Raw genomic sequence first — 14724 nt, 5'->3', positions numbered from 1 at the left:
CCTCACCCGACATTTAACATAATATATATTATCATTCCAATATGGCCGACCCGACCGTTCAACTCACCCGCCTCCTCGCCATCATGACCCGCTTGCGCGACCCCGAACACGGTTGCGAATGGGATCTGGCGCAGGATTTCGCCTCGATCGCCCCTTATACGATCGAAGAAGCCTATGAGGTCGCGGATGCGATCGAACGTGCGGACATGGCCGATTTGCGCGGCGAACTCGGCGACCTCTTGCTCCAGGTCGTGTTCCATGCGCGGATCGCGGAAGAAGCAGGACATTTCGCCTTCGCCGATGTGGCGCGCTCGATCGCCGACAAGATGGAATCGCGCCATCCGCACATCTTCGGCGACCAGACCGGCAGCATGGGCGAGATGCGGTGGGAGAACCTCAAGCAAGCCGAACGCGAGGCTGCGGGCGCCACCAGCGCTATGGATGGCGTCGCCGGGGCCCTGCCGGGACTGATGCGCGCGCAGAAGCTTCAGAAACGCGCCGCGCGCGTCGGGTTCGACTGGCCCGATAGAGAAGGACCGAAAGCCAAAATAATCGAGGAAATAGAAGAACTTGAAGAGGCTTCCTCGGACTCCAGGGAGGAAGAAGCCGGGGATCTGCTGTTTGCCGCAGTCAATCTGGTGCGCGCCTACGGTATCGACGCCGAAGCGGCGTTGCGAGCGGCCAACGTGAAATTCGAACGACGATTTCGGGCGATGGAAACCCTTTCGCAGGGCACCTTCCCGGACCTGACGCTGGACCAGCAGGAAGAGCTCTGGCAAGCAGTCAAGCGCGACGAGAACAGCCGCCCTTAAAGCGCTGAAAAGCGACCGAACTCCTTCGGGGTGAGGCGGACCGAGAGCTGCCGTACCGGCCCCTCGTCGCGATCGATGCTCTGCTCTTCTATGACTTGGCCATGCTGGTGTAGCCAAGCGCTGCGCATGCCGTCTCCTGCGGCCAGTTCGATCGCATAGGTGCGAGAATCCTGCGTCAGCAATGCGTCGATCCGCTGGAGCAGATGCTCGACCCCTTCCCCGGTCATGGCCGAGATCGGCACGGTCTTGTCGTCATGCGACGCGATCTCGACGAGTTCCGCACGTCGCTCCTCGGCGAGCGCATCGATCTTGTTCCAGGCTTCGAGAATGGGGATTTCGCTCACCCCGCTTTCGGCATCGATGACTTCGAGATCGGTGAGAATCTGCAGAACCTGCTGCTTCTGCGCGGCGGCGTCGGGATTGGCCATGTCGCGGACATGGACGATCACATCGGCGCCGGTGACTTCTTCCAGCGTCGCCCGGAACGCCGCGACCAGCTGCGTCGGCAGATCGGAGATGAAGCCGACTGTGTCGGACAGGATAGCCTTCTCGACCCCCGGCAATTCGATCGCCCGCATCGTCGGGTCGAGGGTGGCGAAAAGGAGGTCCTCCGCCATGACGTCGGAACCGGTCAAGCCGTTGAACAACGTCGATTTTCCCGCATTGGTGTAGCCCACCAGCGCGATCACCGGCCATGGTGCCCTGCCCCGCCTCGCCCGGTGTAACGCCCTCGTCTTGCGGACCTGCTCGAGTTCCTTGCGCAGCTGCGACATCCGCTGGCGGATCATCCGGCGGTCGGCCTCGATCTGCGTTTCGCCCGGACCGCCGAGAAAGCCGAAGCCGCCGCGTTGCCGTTCGAGGTGGGTCCAGCTGCGCACCAGCCGGCTCTGCTGGTAATCCAGATGCGCGAGTTCCACCTGCAGCCGTCCTTCGGCGGTCGCGGCGCGCTCGCCGAAAATCTCGAGGATCAACCCGGTCCGATCGATGACCTTGCGCGCCAGCTTGTCCTCGAGGTTGCGCTGCTGGATCGGGGTCAGACTGCCATCGACCACCACCAGCTCGGCCTCTTCCTGCTCGCACTGGATGCGGATGTTATCGACCTGCCCCGAGCCGAACAGCAGATTGGGCTTCACCTGGCGCACGGGCAGCACGAAAGCCTCAGCGATCACGATCCCGATCGCGAGCGCGAGCCCCTTGGCCTCCTCGAGCCGCGACTGCGCGTCGAGTTCGTAGGATTGCCCGCGAATATCCGGACAGATGACGAGGGCTCGCGCGCCGCGCGAGACTTCGCCCAGCAGGTCGTCGTCGAAGCTCAGTTTTCTTCACCTTCCCAGTCGTCGGACAGATCGACCGCCGTAGCAGGCTGGATCGTCGAGACGGCGTGCTTGTAGGCGAGCTGCACGTACCCCTCGCGCTCGAGCAGCATGCAGAACAGATCATAGGCGGCGATCCGGCCCTGGAGCATGACCCCGTTGACGAGGAACATCGTCACCTGCGCTTCGGCCTCGCTCACCCGGCTGAGGAACACGTCCTGCAGCAGGCGCTGCTTGGCGCCCGAATCCTGACTGGCGAACTGATCCGCATCGAGCGCGGAGCCCGGCATGATCGTCGAAATGGCGTGCTTGTAGACCAGCTGCGCCTGACCATCGCGGCGCAACAGGATCGAGAAATTGTCGAACCAGGTGATGATGCCCTGCAGTTTGACCCCTTTGACCAGAAACATGGTCACGGGCATCTTGTTCTTGCGCAGCAGGTTGAGGAAAGCATCCTGAAGGTTCTGAGGCTTGCCCGCAGACGGCCTGCGGGCCGGCGTTTCCGCCGCAGCGGGTTTTTCCACGCGCGGGCGTGGGGATAGGGTCTTCTCGGACATGAAACTGCCTCCTGTTGTTGGCGGCCGCTCCTCGCAGTCCGCAATCTGGTCGTCCGCCCGGTCGTTAGCCGAACCTTGCCGCCCGTGAATTCTGCGCGAATGTGGGCCTTGCCGCCCGAAAGACAAATGCTTTTGTCGAAGCTGCGTTCCGCAGCGATCGACCGGCCCGATCAGGACGAGCCCTCGCCCCCCTTGCGATCGGTCATCCCCAGCATCTTGAGCTTGCGATGCAGCGCCGATCGCTCCATCCCGATGAAGGTGGCAGTCTTCGAAATATTGCCCGAAAAACGACGAATCTGCACCGCAAGATATTCGCGTTCGAAATTCTCGCGTGCCTCGCGCAGCGGCACACCCATCATTGCCGCCATCGCCTGGCCGCCTCCGACCTTGCCTTCGGTCACCTCGCCCGAAAGCATCGCCGGCTCGACCTTCTCGAGCTCGTCGCGCGGCGTCAGGATGATCGTGCGCTCGACGACGTTGCGCAGCTGGCGGACGTTGCCCGGCCAGTCGTAGGCCTGCAGCGCCGCCATCGCCTCTTCGGTCACCTGCGGCGGCGAGAGCCCCTGTTCGGCGGCGTAGCGGGCGAAGAAATGCTCGGCCAGAACGGGAATGTCGTCGCGCCTCTCGGACAGCGAGGGCACCTCCACCGGCACCACGTTGAGACGGTAGAACAGATCCTCGCGGAAGCGCCGCTCCTCCATCTCGCGCTGCAGGTCGCGGGCGGTCGAGGAAACGACGCGGACATCCACCCCGATCTGTCGCGATCCGCCCACCCTGACGAAGCTCTGCTCGGTCAGCACCCGCAGGATACGCGCCTGGGTGGAGAGCGGCATGTCGGCCACTTCGTCGAGATAGAGCGTCCCGCCATCGGCCATTTCCAGCAGACCGGCACGCACCAGCTTCCCGTCCTGCTCCTCGCCGAACAATTCGTGCTCGAAGCGCTCCGGGGTAATCCGCGCCGAATTGACGGTGACGAAAGCGTGATCGGCGCGCGAGCTCCAGCTGTGGAGCAGCCGTGCGGCGACCTCCTTGCCCGCTCCCGCCGGTCCGTAGATCAGCACCCGGCTGCCGGTGCCCGCGACCCGTTTGAGTGTCGCCCGAACCTGCGTGATCGCGACCGAATTGCCGGTGAACTCGTCGTCCGTTCCTAGATAGCTCTTCAACCGCGTATTTTCGCGTCGCAGCCGCTCCGTCTCGGTGGCTCGCTCCACCAGCAGCAGCAGGCGCTCCGCCTCGAACGGCTTCTCGATGAAGTCGAGCGCGCCCCGGCTCACCGCGGCGACCGCGGTGTCGATATTGCCGTGGCCTGAGAAGATGATCACCGGCAGCTGCGGCTCGCGGATCTTGATTTCGTCCAGCACTTCGAGCCCGTCCATCGGGCTGCCGTGCAGCCAGACATCGAGCAGCACCACGCTGGGCCGCTTCTCGTCGATCGCCGCAAGAGCGGACGTGCTGTCGCCGGCTGTGCGGCATTCATAGCCTTCGTCGCTCAACACACCAGCGACGAGCTCGCGGATGTCGCGCTCGTCGTCCACGATCAGGATGTCCAGAGCCATGCTAAGCTACCTCATTCGTTCGATTGTGCGGTGTTGGGACGCGATGTGTTTGCCGTCGGCCTCTCGGTTGGATCGCGCGCGAAGCGCATCCTTACGCAGGTGCCCCCGCCCTCGCGGGCCGAGAAACCCATTTCGCCGCCGTGCTCCTCGACGATCTTGTTGACGATCGCCAGCCCCAGCCCGGTGCCCTTGTCGCGCGTGGTGACATAGGGTTCGAGTATCCGTTCGCGGTCTTGCGGCAGGCCGACGCCATTGTCCTCGACTGTAACGGTGAGCGCGGATTCGTCGCTCTCGAGGACCACCGCTATCTTGCCGCGGAAATCGACGGGCGCTTGCGCAGCCTGCGCCTCGACAGCCTCGCCGGCATTCTTGAGCACGTTGATCAGGGCCTGACCGAATTGATGGCGATCGCACTGGATGGTGATCGGTCCGTCGGTATCGCCGGTCAGATTGTAATCGATATCGGGATGCCCGACTTCCTGCAGAAACAGCGACTGCCGCACGAGGTCGAGCGCATCCTCGGAGCGGAACACGGGCTTGGGCAGCCGGGCGAAGGACGAGAACTCGTCGACCATCTTGCGCAGGTCGCCCACCTGGCGGACGATGGTATTGGTCAGATCGTCGAACAATTCGCCATCCTGCAGGATCTGCTTGCGATAGCGCCGCTTGAGCCGTTCGGTCGCCAGCTGGATCGGCGTAAGCGGATTCTTGATCTCATGCGCGATGCGGCGGGCGACGTCGGACCAGGCGGCTTGCCGCTGATCGAGCAGCTGACGGGTGATATCCTCGAAGGTGATCACGTGACCGTCGCGCTCACGCCCGATCTTCACCGCCAGCGTCAGCAGGTCGGCGCCTTTGGAATAGCTGACGATCCCTTTTTCCAGCCCCGCCTCTACCATCGCGGCGATCTGCGGTGCCACCTTTCGAAGATTTCGCTCCTGGCCATCCGCATTGCGATCGGCGTCCCCCAGCAACGCCTGGGCCGGCCCGTTCATCAGCAGGATGCGGCAATTGCTGTCGATCGACACGACGCCGGCGCTGACGGATTCGAGCACCGCCTCGATAAAGCCGCGACGTTCCTCGATCTGGCGATTGGCGGTCATCAGCGCATCGGTCTGGCGCTCGATCTGCGCCGTCATCCGGTTGAAGGCGCGATTGAGCAGACCGATCTCGTCGCCCCTGGTGCGGCCCTCGACGCGCAGCGCGAAATTGCCGGCTCCCACTTCGCGTGCGGCGGCCACGAGGTCGGTGAGCGGTTCGACCTGCCGGTCCGCGAGCCGAAGCGCGAACCAGACCGCCAGACCGACCAGACCGAGGCTGACGAAAAACAGCGCCAGATTGAAGCGCAATTGCAAGGCGCGGGCGCGCTGGGTGAGATCGTCATAGGCCTCGGTGATCGAGCGCGCACTCTCCCAGCTCCTGAAGCTGTCGCCTTCCGAATTGCGAGCGTTGTAGAGATAGATCCCCGCTTCGCGATCGATCGGCGCGAGAGCTTCGATCCGCTCTTCCGACCCTTGCACGACCACCGGCTCTCCGGCCTTGAGCGGCTCGGCGCCGCTTTCCGCAAAGGTCACCGGATCGCTTCCCTCGCTCAGCCCATAGACGACGGCCGTGCGCATGCTGCCATCGGGCATGGCCTGGAGAATGGCGCTCTCGTTCACGTCGCGCGGATCCGCCTGATATTCGTAGAGCAGCGCGAAGTTCGGATCCGTGACGGCGACGCGGCCCAGGATGCTGCGCATGTCCATCGCCATCGACACGGTTTCTTGCGACAGATCGAGCTGGTTCTCTTCGTAATAGTTCTGCGCCAGCCTGTTGGTGTTCTCCATCAGCCCGCGCGAGCTGTCCGAAAACCAGAAATCCACTCCCGACTGGAACAGGAAGGCCGCAAAGCCCGCAACCAGAAGCGTCGGCACCGCGGCGATCAGCGAGAAGAAGAAAACCAGCCGGACATGCAGCCGCGCCGTGCTGCCGGCCGCGCGCCGCAACGCCAACCGGCGACCGAGCAAGACGAGCAGCGCCATCGCCGGTACCAGCGTCCCGATCAGCAGGCCTGCAATCTGTTGCGATGGCAGCAATTGGCCATCCGGCGGTGCATTGGCGAACACCAGATAGCCGCTCACGACCATCGCCACCACCGCCAGCGCCGAGGCCATCTCGAGCCAGGCAAACAGGTTGGCACGGCGCGATGTCACCACGAAGCGGCGCAACCAGCGTGGAGTCTGTCGCAGAGGTGGGTGCGCCTGGCTGGCCATCGTTGCCGCGTTACAACGACACTGTGGCCAATGTGCAAGCTATTTATCGGCAGCCCGCGCCTCAGCGGCGACGGGCGTAGCGATCGGGCTCGATCGCGAGATCGGAGATCTTCTTTCGCAAGGTGTTGCGATTGATCCCCAAAAGCTGCGCGGCACGAACCTGGTTCCCTTCGGTTTCGCGCAGCGCATGTTCGAGCAGCGGCTTCTCGAACTCCGCCAGCGCGGCGTGATAGAGAGTTCCGGAAGGGACCTCCCGCCCCTCCAGCCAGGCTGCCAGCGCGCTCGCCAGGCCGCTCTCCGTACCGGGATCGCTTGCCGCTTCGAGCGGCGGCAGGTTCTCGTCGACGGTCGCGCGATCGATCGTCTCGTTGCGGGCGATCAGCGCCAGCCGGAACACGACGTTGCGCAATTCGCGAACATTGCCCGGCCAGTCGCGCTCGGTCAGAGCTGCCACGGCGTCCTCGGCTATCGCACGGCGGGGCAGGCCTTCGCGTTCGGCCAGAGCCAGGAAGTGGCGCGCCAGAGCTGCAATGTCCTCGCGACGTTCGCGCAGCGGCGGCATGGGGATCGGGACCACGTTGAGGCGGTAATAGAGATCTTCGCGGAAACTGCCCTCGGCGATCATTGGCGCGAGCGCGCGGTTGGTGGCGGCGATGATCCGGACGTCGACCGCAATGTCGTGCCGCCCACCGACCCGCCGGATGCGTCCCGATTGCAGGGCCCGCAGCAAGCGAGTCTGCGCCTGGGCCGGCATGTCGCCGATCTCGTCGAGGAACAGCGTTCCGCCATTGGCCTGTTCGAACTTGCCGATCGCCTGGTTCACCGCGCCGGTGAAGGCGCCCTTTTCGTGCCCGAACAGCTCGCTTTCAATCAGATCGTGGGGAATGGCCGCGGCGTTGACCGCCACGAAGGGACCGGTCTTGCGTGCGCCGAGTTCGTGAATGGCTTCGGCGACCAGTTCCTTGCCGGTGCCCGAGTCGCCGGTGACCAGCACTGTGAGATCGTTGCGCAGCACCCGCGTGATCATCCGATAGACCCCCTGCATGGCCGGGCTGCGGCCGATGAAGGGCATATCGTCGGTAGCATCCGACTGCGGGCTCGCCGATGGCTGCCGCGCCGCCGCTTGCCCGACCGCCTTGGTCAGCTCGTCCAGGTCGAAGGGTTTGGGAAAATATTCGAAGGACTGGCTGTCGCTCGCGCGCACCGCGGTATCGAGCGTGTTTTGGGCGCTCAGCACAATGACGGGCATCTCCGGCGCCGCGGCATGGACCGCTGCGATGCTTGCGAGTCCATCGCCATCTTCGAGTATGACGTCGGTAAGCATGACGTCGAAGCTGCGCTGCGCCAGCAACTCGTCGCGTCTGTCGATCCGGCTGCACAGCGCGACGTCATAGCCCTCTTCGCCGAGCGCCTCCGCAATGACGGCAGCGATGGCGGCGTCGTCCTCGACGAGCAACACGCTTCGGGTCACTCGCCCTCCCCTTTCTGGACCATCGGCAGATTGATGCGAAAATGCGTCTGACCGGTGCGCTCGTCGCGCTCATGCGCGATCCGGCCGCCCATGTCGCGGACCAGCTTGCGGACCAGCGCGAGACCGAGGCCCTGCCCCTGCGGCTTGCTCGAGACAAAGGGTTCGAAGACATGGTCGCGAAGCGCAGGATCGATCCCGGGACCGTTGTCGATCACGCTGACCTCGATCGGCAGGCGAGTAGCCTTTCCCAACCGGATCGCGTTGAACACCAAGCCCCCGGTGAACCGCGTCCGTACCACGACCCGCGGATCCGCGACGGAACCGCAGGCATCGCATGCATTGGCGATGAGATTGATCAGGATCTGCTCCAGCGCGCCGCGATCGGCGAGCACCAGCGGCAGCGAGGGATCGAACTCCTCCACGGTCTCCGCCCCGCCGCCGCGCGAGGTCCGGACCGTGCCCGCCGCATTGCGGATCGCCTCGTGCAGGTTGCAGGGCGCGGCGACGAGGGTGGCGGCGCTGCCGAGCTGCTGCATCCGGTCGATCAGCTGCGCGATCCGATCCACCTCGGTCGCGATCAACTGTGTCAGCGCCTTGTCCTTTTGCGAGGCACGGCGGGTGAGCAATTGGCTTGCGCCGCGGATCGCCGCGAGCGGGTTCTTGATCTCATGCGCAAGCACCGCCGGAGCGCGCAATTCGATCCTTTCGGCTGCGCGCTCCTCGTCCTCCTGGCCTGCATCCGAGAGCGTCACGATGCGCCAGCCCGGATCCCCGGCGATAGGCGAGCAGGTGAGATTGACCCTCCGCTCGCGCCGACCGACTACGATCGCGAGGCTGCGCGCGATCATCCTGCTGTCCGAATGGCGCAAGGCGTCGGCCACCCGCCGGTCGTCGATGGCGACGATGTCGAAGAAGGCTCGGCCGACCAGCCGGACAGCGCTGCTTCCCAGCAGTTCCTCCGCGGCGGGATTGGCCTGTCGGACGGTGACCGCCGGATCGAGCAGGACGGCGGCAAAGACGAGCGAGGCGAGCTGCGTGCGCGCATCGGGCGCCTCGACCGTTTGGCTCACGCGGCGCGCCGCTGCAGGAAGGGCTCGTAGAATCGCTCGATTTCCGCTAGCACTTCAACGGGATCATCGATGAAGTTTGCGCGGTTGCGGAACTCGGCCGAGCCGTGCATCCCCTTGGTGTACCAGCCCAGATGCTTGCGCGCGAACTTCACCCCGACGTCCTCGCCGTAATGCTCGAGCATCGCGCGGTAATGTTCGACCAGCACAGAATACTGTTCGTCGAAGCCGGGCGTCGCCAGAACCTCGCCTGTTTTCCACCAGTGCATCACCTGCGCCAGCAGCCAGGGGCGGCCATAGGCGCCGCGCCCGATCATCAGCCCGTCCGCGCCCGACTGCTCGAGCGCCGCGGCGGAATCGGCGATCGAGCAGATGTCGCCATTGACGATGACCGGAATGGAAACCGCTTCCTTGACCTTGCGGATGAAGGACCAGTCGGCGCTGCCCTTGTACATCTGGTTGCGCGTGCGGCCGTGGACAGTGATCATCTTGACCCCGACGTCCTCGGCGATCCGCGCGAGCTCGGGGGCATTGAGGCTGTCGTGGTCCCAGCCCATCCGCATCTTGACGGTGACCGGGACATCGACCGCCTTGACGGTCGCTTCCATCAGCCGCGTCGCCAGCGGGACCTCGCGCATCAGTGCGGAACCAGCGAGACCGTTGACCACCTTGCGCACCGGACAGCCGAAATTGATGTCGATGATATCCGCGCCGCGATCGGCATTGAGCCGCGCCGCCTCGCCCATCGATTCCGGATCGCAGCCGACCAGTTGCATCGAGACCGGCTCCTCGATCGGATCCCAGGCGGCTTTCTGGATGCTCTGCCTTGTTTCGCGGATCGCGGCCTGGCTGGCGATCATCTCGGTGACGTTGAGCCCCGAGCCGTAGCGGCGGACGAGCTTGCGGAACGGCAGGTCGGTGACGCCGGTCATCGGCGCCAGCACGACCGGCGTGTCGATGGTCACGGAGCCGATCTGGATCGGCTTCGGCGGGACCGGAGGGAGGGGATGCGCGCTCATGAAGGGGATATCTGCCTAATTCTTGGGCAGACATAGTGCATTGCGGCAATTTCGGCAAGCGGCTAGCCGATGCTCTCCATGTCAGAGCCAGCCTCCCTCCCCCCCTTTGCAGCCATCGTGGTGGCAGCCGGCCAAGGTCTTCGCGCAGGGCAGCCGGTACCCAAGCAATTCGCACTTTGGCGCGGGAAGCCCGTCGTTCGGCATTCTGTCGAGGCATTGCTTGCTGCGGGCGCGACGCGGGTGGTGGTGGCCATTCCGTCGGGTGCCGAATCCCTTGCGCAGGATGCTCTGGCCGGGTTGACCGGATTCGACCTGGTCACCGGCGGGCGAACCCGGCAAAATTCGGTTGCCAATGCGCTCGAGCATCTCTCCGCAACTCCTTGCGAACATGTCCTTATCCACGATGCTGCGCGTCCCGATCTGGCATCGGCGGTCGTCGCCAGACTGCTGTCCGCGCTTGGCGATCATGCGGGCGCGATACCGGTTCTGCCGGTTGTCGACAGTCTCGCGCTCGATGAGCGCGGCGTGATGGCGGGAACCGCAGATCGTGATAGCTTGCGGCGAGTACAGACGCCGCAAGCCTTCCGCTTCGCCGACATACTCGCCGCTCACCGCCTGGCGGGCGCCGGCAGTTCCGCAGGAGACGATGCCCAGGTTCTGCGCGCCGCCGGCGGCGAGATCGCGCTGGTGGCGGGCGACGAGAGGTTGGCCAAGCTCACCTATGCGGAGGATTTCATGACTGCCCTGCCCTCGATCCGAACCGGTATGGGCTACGACGTTCACCGCCTCGCCGCAGGAGAGGAGCTCTGGCTCGGCGGCATCCGGATCGAGCACGACAAGGGGCTCGCCGGGCACAGCGATGCCGATGTCGGCCTGCACGCGCTCGTCGATGCCATCCTCGGGGCGATCGGGGAAGGCGATATCGGCAGCCATTTCCCGCCTTCCGACCCGCAATGGAAGGGCGCCAGCAGCGACCGCTTTTTGAGCCACGCAGTCGGTCTGGCCCGGGAGGCGGGCTATGGCATCGGCAATGTCGATCTCACGCTGATCTGCGAAGCGCCCAAGATCGGACCGCACCGCAGTGCCATGCGGGCGCGGATCGCCGAACTGCTCGGCGTTGACATCGCTCGTGTATCGGTGAAGGCCACCACCACCGAGAGGCTGGGATTTGCCGGACGCGGAGAAGGTATCGCCGCGCAAGCCATCGCCAGCCTGATCCGCGAATGACGAGGCTCGCCCGCATGCAACGAACACCGGTTTCGAAGTGACTGAAGGACTGCTCCCCGAGCCGATCGTCCGTCTCGCCCAGCGCGTGGTCGACGAAAACGCCTCCGCGGGGCGCAAGCTCGTACTCGCGGAAAGCTGCACCGGCGGGCTGGTGGCGGCGGCGCTGACCGAGATCCCCGGCTCCTCCGCGGTGCTCGAGCGCGGTTTCGTGACCTATTCGAACGAAGCCAAGATGGAGATGCTCGGGGTCCCGAGCGATCTCATAGAGACCTTCGGCGCGGTCTCGGTCGCCTGCGTCTGGGCGATGGCCAAGGGCGCGCTCGAACGCAGCACCGCCGATGTCGCAGTGGCGATCAGCGGCGTCGCCGGCCCCGGGGGCGGATCGCCGCACAAGCCGGTGGGCACCGTCGTGTTCGCCCGCGTTACGCGCGATTTGCAGCAGGATCCCGAAGGCGAACTCAGGCAGTTCGAAGGTCCCGGTCGAGCGGCGATCCGCCACGAGGCCACGATTTGCGCTCTGGAGTTGCTTCTGCCCTAGGCGTTGCCGGGTGCCGCCTCTCGACCATAGAGATCGTCGGCGCGCCGCTCGAAGGCTTCGACCATCTTGCGAAACGCGCGGTCGAAATACTGGCCCGCGATCGCTTCGAAGACGGCGTTGCGAAAGGTGAAATCGACGCTGAAATCGATTTCGCAGCCACCCTCCTGGGTCGGGCGGAAGGTCCAGCTGTTGTCGAGATCTCGCAAGGGCCCATCGAGGTAGTGGACCTCGAGCCGCTCGGGGCGGGCCTTGTCGACCCGCGAGGTGAACTTCTCGCGGATGGCCTTGAAGCCGACCAGCATGTCGGCAACCATCTGGGTGTCGCTGTCGGACCTGACTCTCGTCGCCACGACCCAAGGCAGAAACTCGTCATAGCGCGCTACGTCCGCGACCAGATCGAACATCTGCTCGCAGCTGTAGGGAAGCCGGCGCGTTTCGCGAATCCCGGGCATCAGGCGCCTGCCCTCGCGCGCTCCTTGGCCAATTTGGCTTCGCGCGAGGCCCTCATCTCGGCGAAATCGTCGCCGGCGTGATAGCTGGAACGGGTGAGCGGGCTCGAGGCGACCTGCAGGAAGCCCTTGGCGCGGGCGATCGAACCGAAGGCGGTGAAGGCCTTGGGGGTGACGAATTCCTCGACATTGGCGTGCTTGGGGGTCGGCTGGAGATATTGCCCCATGGTCATGAAGTCGACATCGGCGCTGCGCATGTCGTCCATCACCTGATGGACCTCCAGCCGCTGCTCGCCCAGTCCCAGCATGATCCCCGATTTGGTGAAGATCAGCGGATCGTGGCTCTTCACCTCTTCCAGCAGCCGCAGCGAGGCATAATAGCGCGCGCCGGGGCGAATGGTCGGATAGAGCCGCGGGACGGTCTCGAGATTGTGGTTGTAGACGTCGGGCCCGGCCTCGCAGATCGCTTCCACCGCAGCGCGCATCTTGCCGCGAAAATCGGGGGTCAGGATCTCGATCGTGGTGTCGGGCGTGGCCCGCCGGATCGCCTGGATCACCTTGACGAAGTGCCCCGCCCCGCCGTCGGGGAGATCGTCGCGATCGACGCTGGTGATGACGATATGCTCCAGCCCCATCGTTGCCGCGGCGGTCGCGACATTCTCGGGCTCGAGTGGATCGACGATCCGCGGCATCCCGGTCTTGACGTTGCAGAAAGCGCAGGCGCGGGTGCAGACATCGCCCAGGATCATCATCGTGGCGTGTTTCTTTTCCCAGCATTCGCCGATATTGGGACAGGCGGCTTCCTCGCAGACCGTGGTAAGATCGAGACCGCGCATCAGCTGGCGGGTCTCGTGATAGCCCTTTCCGGTCGGGGCTTTGACGCGGATCCAGTCGGGCTTGCGTTGCCGGGCCGGGCGATCGCCTTCGGGCTTGGGGGCGGTGGAAAGATCGTTCATGTCGCGGTCCATCTAGGGATCGCGCTTGCCATAGGCAATGCCGCACGGCAGGAGCTTCGCCCATGAAGAGCTACGACCAAATGATCGAAGGCTACCAGCGCTTCCGGAGCGGGGCCTGGCAGACGCAACACGCTCGCTGGGAGCAATTGCGCGAAGGCCAGTCGCCCAAGGTGATGGTCATCGCCTGTTCCGACAGCCGCGTCGATCCGGCGCAGATCTTCGATGTCGATCCGGGTGAGATTTTCGTCGTCCGCAACGTCGCGGCGATGGTTCCGCCCTACGAAACAAGCCCGGGTCAGCACGGCGTTTCGGCCGCGCTCGAGTTCGCGGTCCAGTTTCTCGAGGTTCAGCACGTCGTGGTGTTGGGCCATGGACTGTGCGGCGGGTGCCAGGCGGCGCTGACGCAGAGCATGCACGGCAACCCCCTTGGCCAGGGCGGCTTCGTGGCGCAATGGATAGCCATGCTGGACGAAGTCCGCGAACCGATCGCCCGCGAATTCGGGACCACCGGACGCGCAGCCGAGCGCGCGATGGAACTGGCCGCAGTGAAGAAGAGTCTCGAGAACCTGCGCACCTTTCCCTGCGTTCGGGAAAAGGAAGCCGGCGGCTCGCTGGCGCTGCACGGCGCCTTCTTCGCCATCTCCGACGGCGTGCTCCACCTGCTCGACGAAGAGAGTGGCGAGTTTTCTCCCGCCGGCTGACTTGCACGACCCGCTGCTGCGCGGCATGGGCGCTCTATGTCTGTCATCGATCAACTCAACATCGCCCTCCTCATCGATGCCGATAACGCCAGCCCCTCCGGCATCGACCCGGTGCTCACCGTCCTTGCTGAGCTCGGGCAGGTGAACATCCGCCGCGCCTACGGCAATTGGCGCAAGACCAGTCTCAAGGGCTGGATCGACCGCATGCACCGCTATGGCATCGAGCCGCAGCAGCAGTTCGATATCACCAAGGGCAAGAACGCCACCGACATGAAAATGACGATCGACGCGATGGATCTGCTCTATCGCGGGCGCGTCCAGGGCTTCGGCATCATGTCGAGCGACAGCGACTTCATGCCGCTGGCGATGCGGATCCGCCAGGACGGCTATCCCGTCTACGGCTTTGGCGGGGCGAAGACCCCCGAAGCCTTCCGCGAGGCCTGCAGCCGCTTCATCGACGTCAACGCGCTGGTCAAGGCGGAAAAGCAGGAAGAGCGCAGGCCGGCTCCTTCGCAGCATATCGACGAGGAGATGCTGCATTTGCTGGTCGATGCCTACAACGCCAGCCGGCGCGACGACAAGGGCTATGCCAAGCTGTCCGAAGTCGGCCAGCGGGCGGGCAATCGCTCCAGCTTCGACACCCGCAACTACGGCTTTGCGCGGCTCATCGACCTGATCGAATCGATCCCGAATTTCTCTGTGGAGCGACGCGATTCCGGCCAAGCCTACGTCAAGCGCTTGCGCTGAGCGCGAGCCGGAATGCCGTAAACCCGGGAAACAGCAGCCACAAACGCACGAGCAGG

14 protein-coding genes are annotated in these 14724 nt (G+C 64.8%); 5 read left to right on the top strand and 9 right to left on the bottom strand.

The annotated features are described in order from the left end of the window. Positions 1–41 precede the first annotated feature (41 nt). Entirely contained in the window at positions 42–812 is a 771-nt protein-coding gene (gene mazG, locus Q9K01_RS06200; RefSeq protein ID WP_305929348.1) for a nucleoside triphosphate pyrophosphohydrolase, read from the top strand. Here mazG and hflX read toward each other — a convergent pair. The 7 genes from hflX to dusB form a co-directional block, all read right to left on the bottom strand. Further along, positions 809–2107 carry a GTPase HflX gene (hflX, locus tag Q9K01_RS06195; protein WP_305929886.1) on the bottom strand — a complete coding sequence of 433 codons (1299 nt, stop codon included), beginning with the start codon at positions 2105–2107 and terminating at the stop codon, positions 809–811. The genes mazG and hflX overlap by 4 nt on opposite strands. A gap of 17 nt (positions 2108–2124) precedes the next feature. Further along, positions 2125–2682 (bottom strand): RNA chaperone Hfq, encoded by a 558-nt coding sequence (hfq, locus tag Q9K01_RS06190; RefSeq protein ID WP_305929347.1) that lies wholly within the window; start codon positions 2680–2682, stop codon positions 2125–2127. A gap of 170 nt (positions 2683–2852) precedes the next feature. Beyond that, on the bottom strand, positions 2853–4238 hold the full coding sequence (ntrX, locus tag Q9K01_RS06185) for a nitrogen assimilation response regulator NtrX (RefSeq protein ID WP_305929346.1): 1386 nt from the start codon (positions 4236–4238) through the stop codon (positions 2853–2855). A gap of 11 nt (positions 4239–4249) precedes the next feature. Then, positions 4250–6493: a sensor histidine kinase gene (locus Q9K01_RS06180; RefSeq protein ID WP_305929345.1), complete on the bottom strand. Its 2244-nt coding sequence runs from the start codon at positions 6491–6493 to the stop codon at positions 4250–4252. Between the two features lie 61 nt (positions 6494–6554). Then, positions 6555–7964: a sigma 54-interacting transcriptional regulator gene (locus Q9K01_RS06175; protein ID WP_305929344.1), complete on the bottom strand. Its 1410-nt coding sequence runs from the start codon at positions 7962–7964 to the stop codon at positions 6555–6557. Further along, positions 7961–9034: a two-component system sensor histidine kinase NtrB gene (locus tag Q9K01_RS06170; RefSeq protein ID WP_305929343.1), complete on the bottom strand. Its 1074-nt coding sequence runs from the start codon at positions 9032–9034 to the stop codon at positions 7961–7963. The genes Q9K01_RS06175 and Q9K01_RS06170 overlap by 4 nt, the downstream gene beginning before the upstream one ends. Then, positions 9031–10050 carry a tRNA dihydrouridine synthase DusB gene (dusB, locus tag Q9K01_RS06165; protein WP_305929342.1) on the bottom strand — a complete coding sequence of 340 codons (1020 nt, stop codon included), beginning with the start codon at positions 10048–10050 and terminating at the stop codon, positions 9031–9033. Before dusB ends, Q9K01_RS06170 begins: the two co-directional genes overlap by 4 nt. Positions 10051–10128: 78 nt before the next feature. Here dusB and Q9K01_RS06160 point away from each other — a divergent pair, with 78 nt between their 5' ends. Together Q9K01_RS06160 and Q9K01_RS06155 are read left to right on the top strand one after the other, a co-directional pair. Further along, on the top strand, positions 10129–11277 hold the full coding sequence (locus Q9K01_RS06160) for a bifunctional 2-C-methyl-D-erythritol 4-phosphate cytidylyltransferase/2-C-methyl-D-erythritol 2,4-cyclodiphosphate synthase (RefSeq protein ID WP_305929341.1): 1149 nt from the start codon (positions 10129–10131) through the stop codon (positions 11275–11277). Positions 11278–11314: 37 nt separating this feature from the next. Then, positions 11315–11815 carry a CinA family protein gene (locus tag Q9K01_RS06155; RefSeq protein ID WP_305929340.1) on the top strand — a complete coding sequence of 167 codons (501 nt, stop codon included), beginning with the start codon at positions 11315–11317 and terminating at the stop codon, positions 11813–11815. Here the strand turns inward: Q9K01_RS06155 and Q9K01_RS06150 are convergent. Together Q9K01_RS06150 and lipA are read right to left on the bottom strand one after the other, a co-directional pair. Then, positions 11812–12267, bottom strand: coding sequence for a type II toxin-antitoxin system RatA family toxin (locus Q9K01_RS06150; protein ID WP_305929339.1), 456 nt, complete (start codon positions 12265–12267; stop codon positions 11812–11814). The genes Q9K01_RS06155 and Q9K01_RS06150 overlap by 4 nt on opposite strands. Further along, a complete protein-coding gene (lipA, locus tag Q9K01_RS06145; RefSeq protein WP_305929338.1) occupies positions 12267–13220 on the bottom strand; it encodes a lipoyl synthase in 954 nt (317 codons plus the stop codon). Before lipA ends, Q9K01_RS06150 begins: the two co-directional genes overlap by 1 nt. A 62-nt stretch (positions 13221–13282) precedes the next feature. Here lipA and Q9K01_RS06140 point away from each other — a divergent pair, with 62 nt between their 5' ends. Together Q9K01_RS06140 and Q9K01_RS06135 are read left to right on the top strand one after the other, a co-directional pair. Further along, complete coding sequence (locus Q9K01_RS06140; protein ID WP_305929337.1) at positions 13283–13921, top strand: carbonic anhydrase; 639 nt, start codon at positions 13283–13285, stop codon at positions 13919–13921. 36 nt (positions 13922–13957) lie between these two features. After that, positions 13958–14668: an NYN domain-containing protein gene (locus Q9K01_RS06135; RefSeq protein ID WP_305929336.1), complete on the top strand. Its 711-nt coding sequence runs from the start codon at positions 13958–13960 to the stop codon at positions 14666–14668. The last annotated feature ends 56 nt before the right edge of the window (positions 14669–14724 follow it).

Source organism: Qipengyuania benthica (assembly GCF_030717865.1).
GTDB lineage: Bacteria > Pseudomonadota > Alphaproteobacteria > Sphingomonadales > Sphingomonadaceae > Qipengyuania > Qipengyuania benthica.
This window is presented reverse-complemented; position numbering and strand designations above follow the sequence as displayed.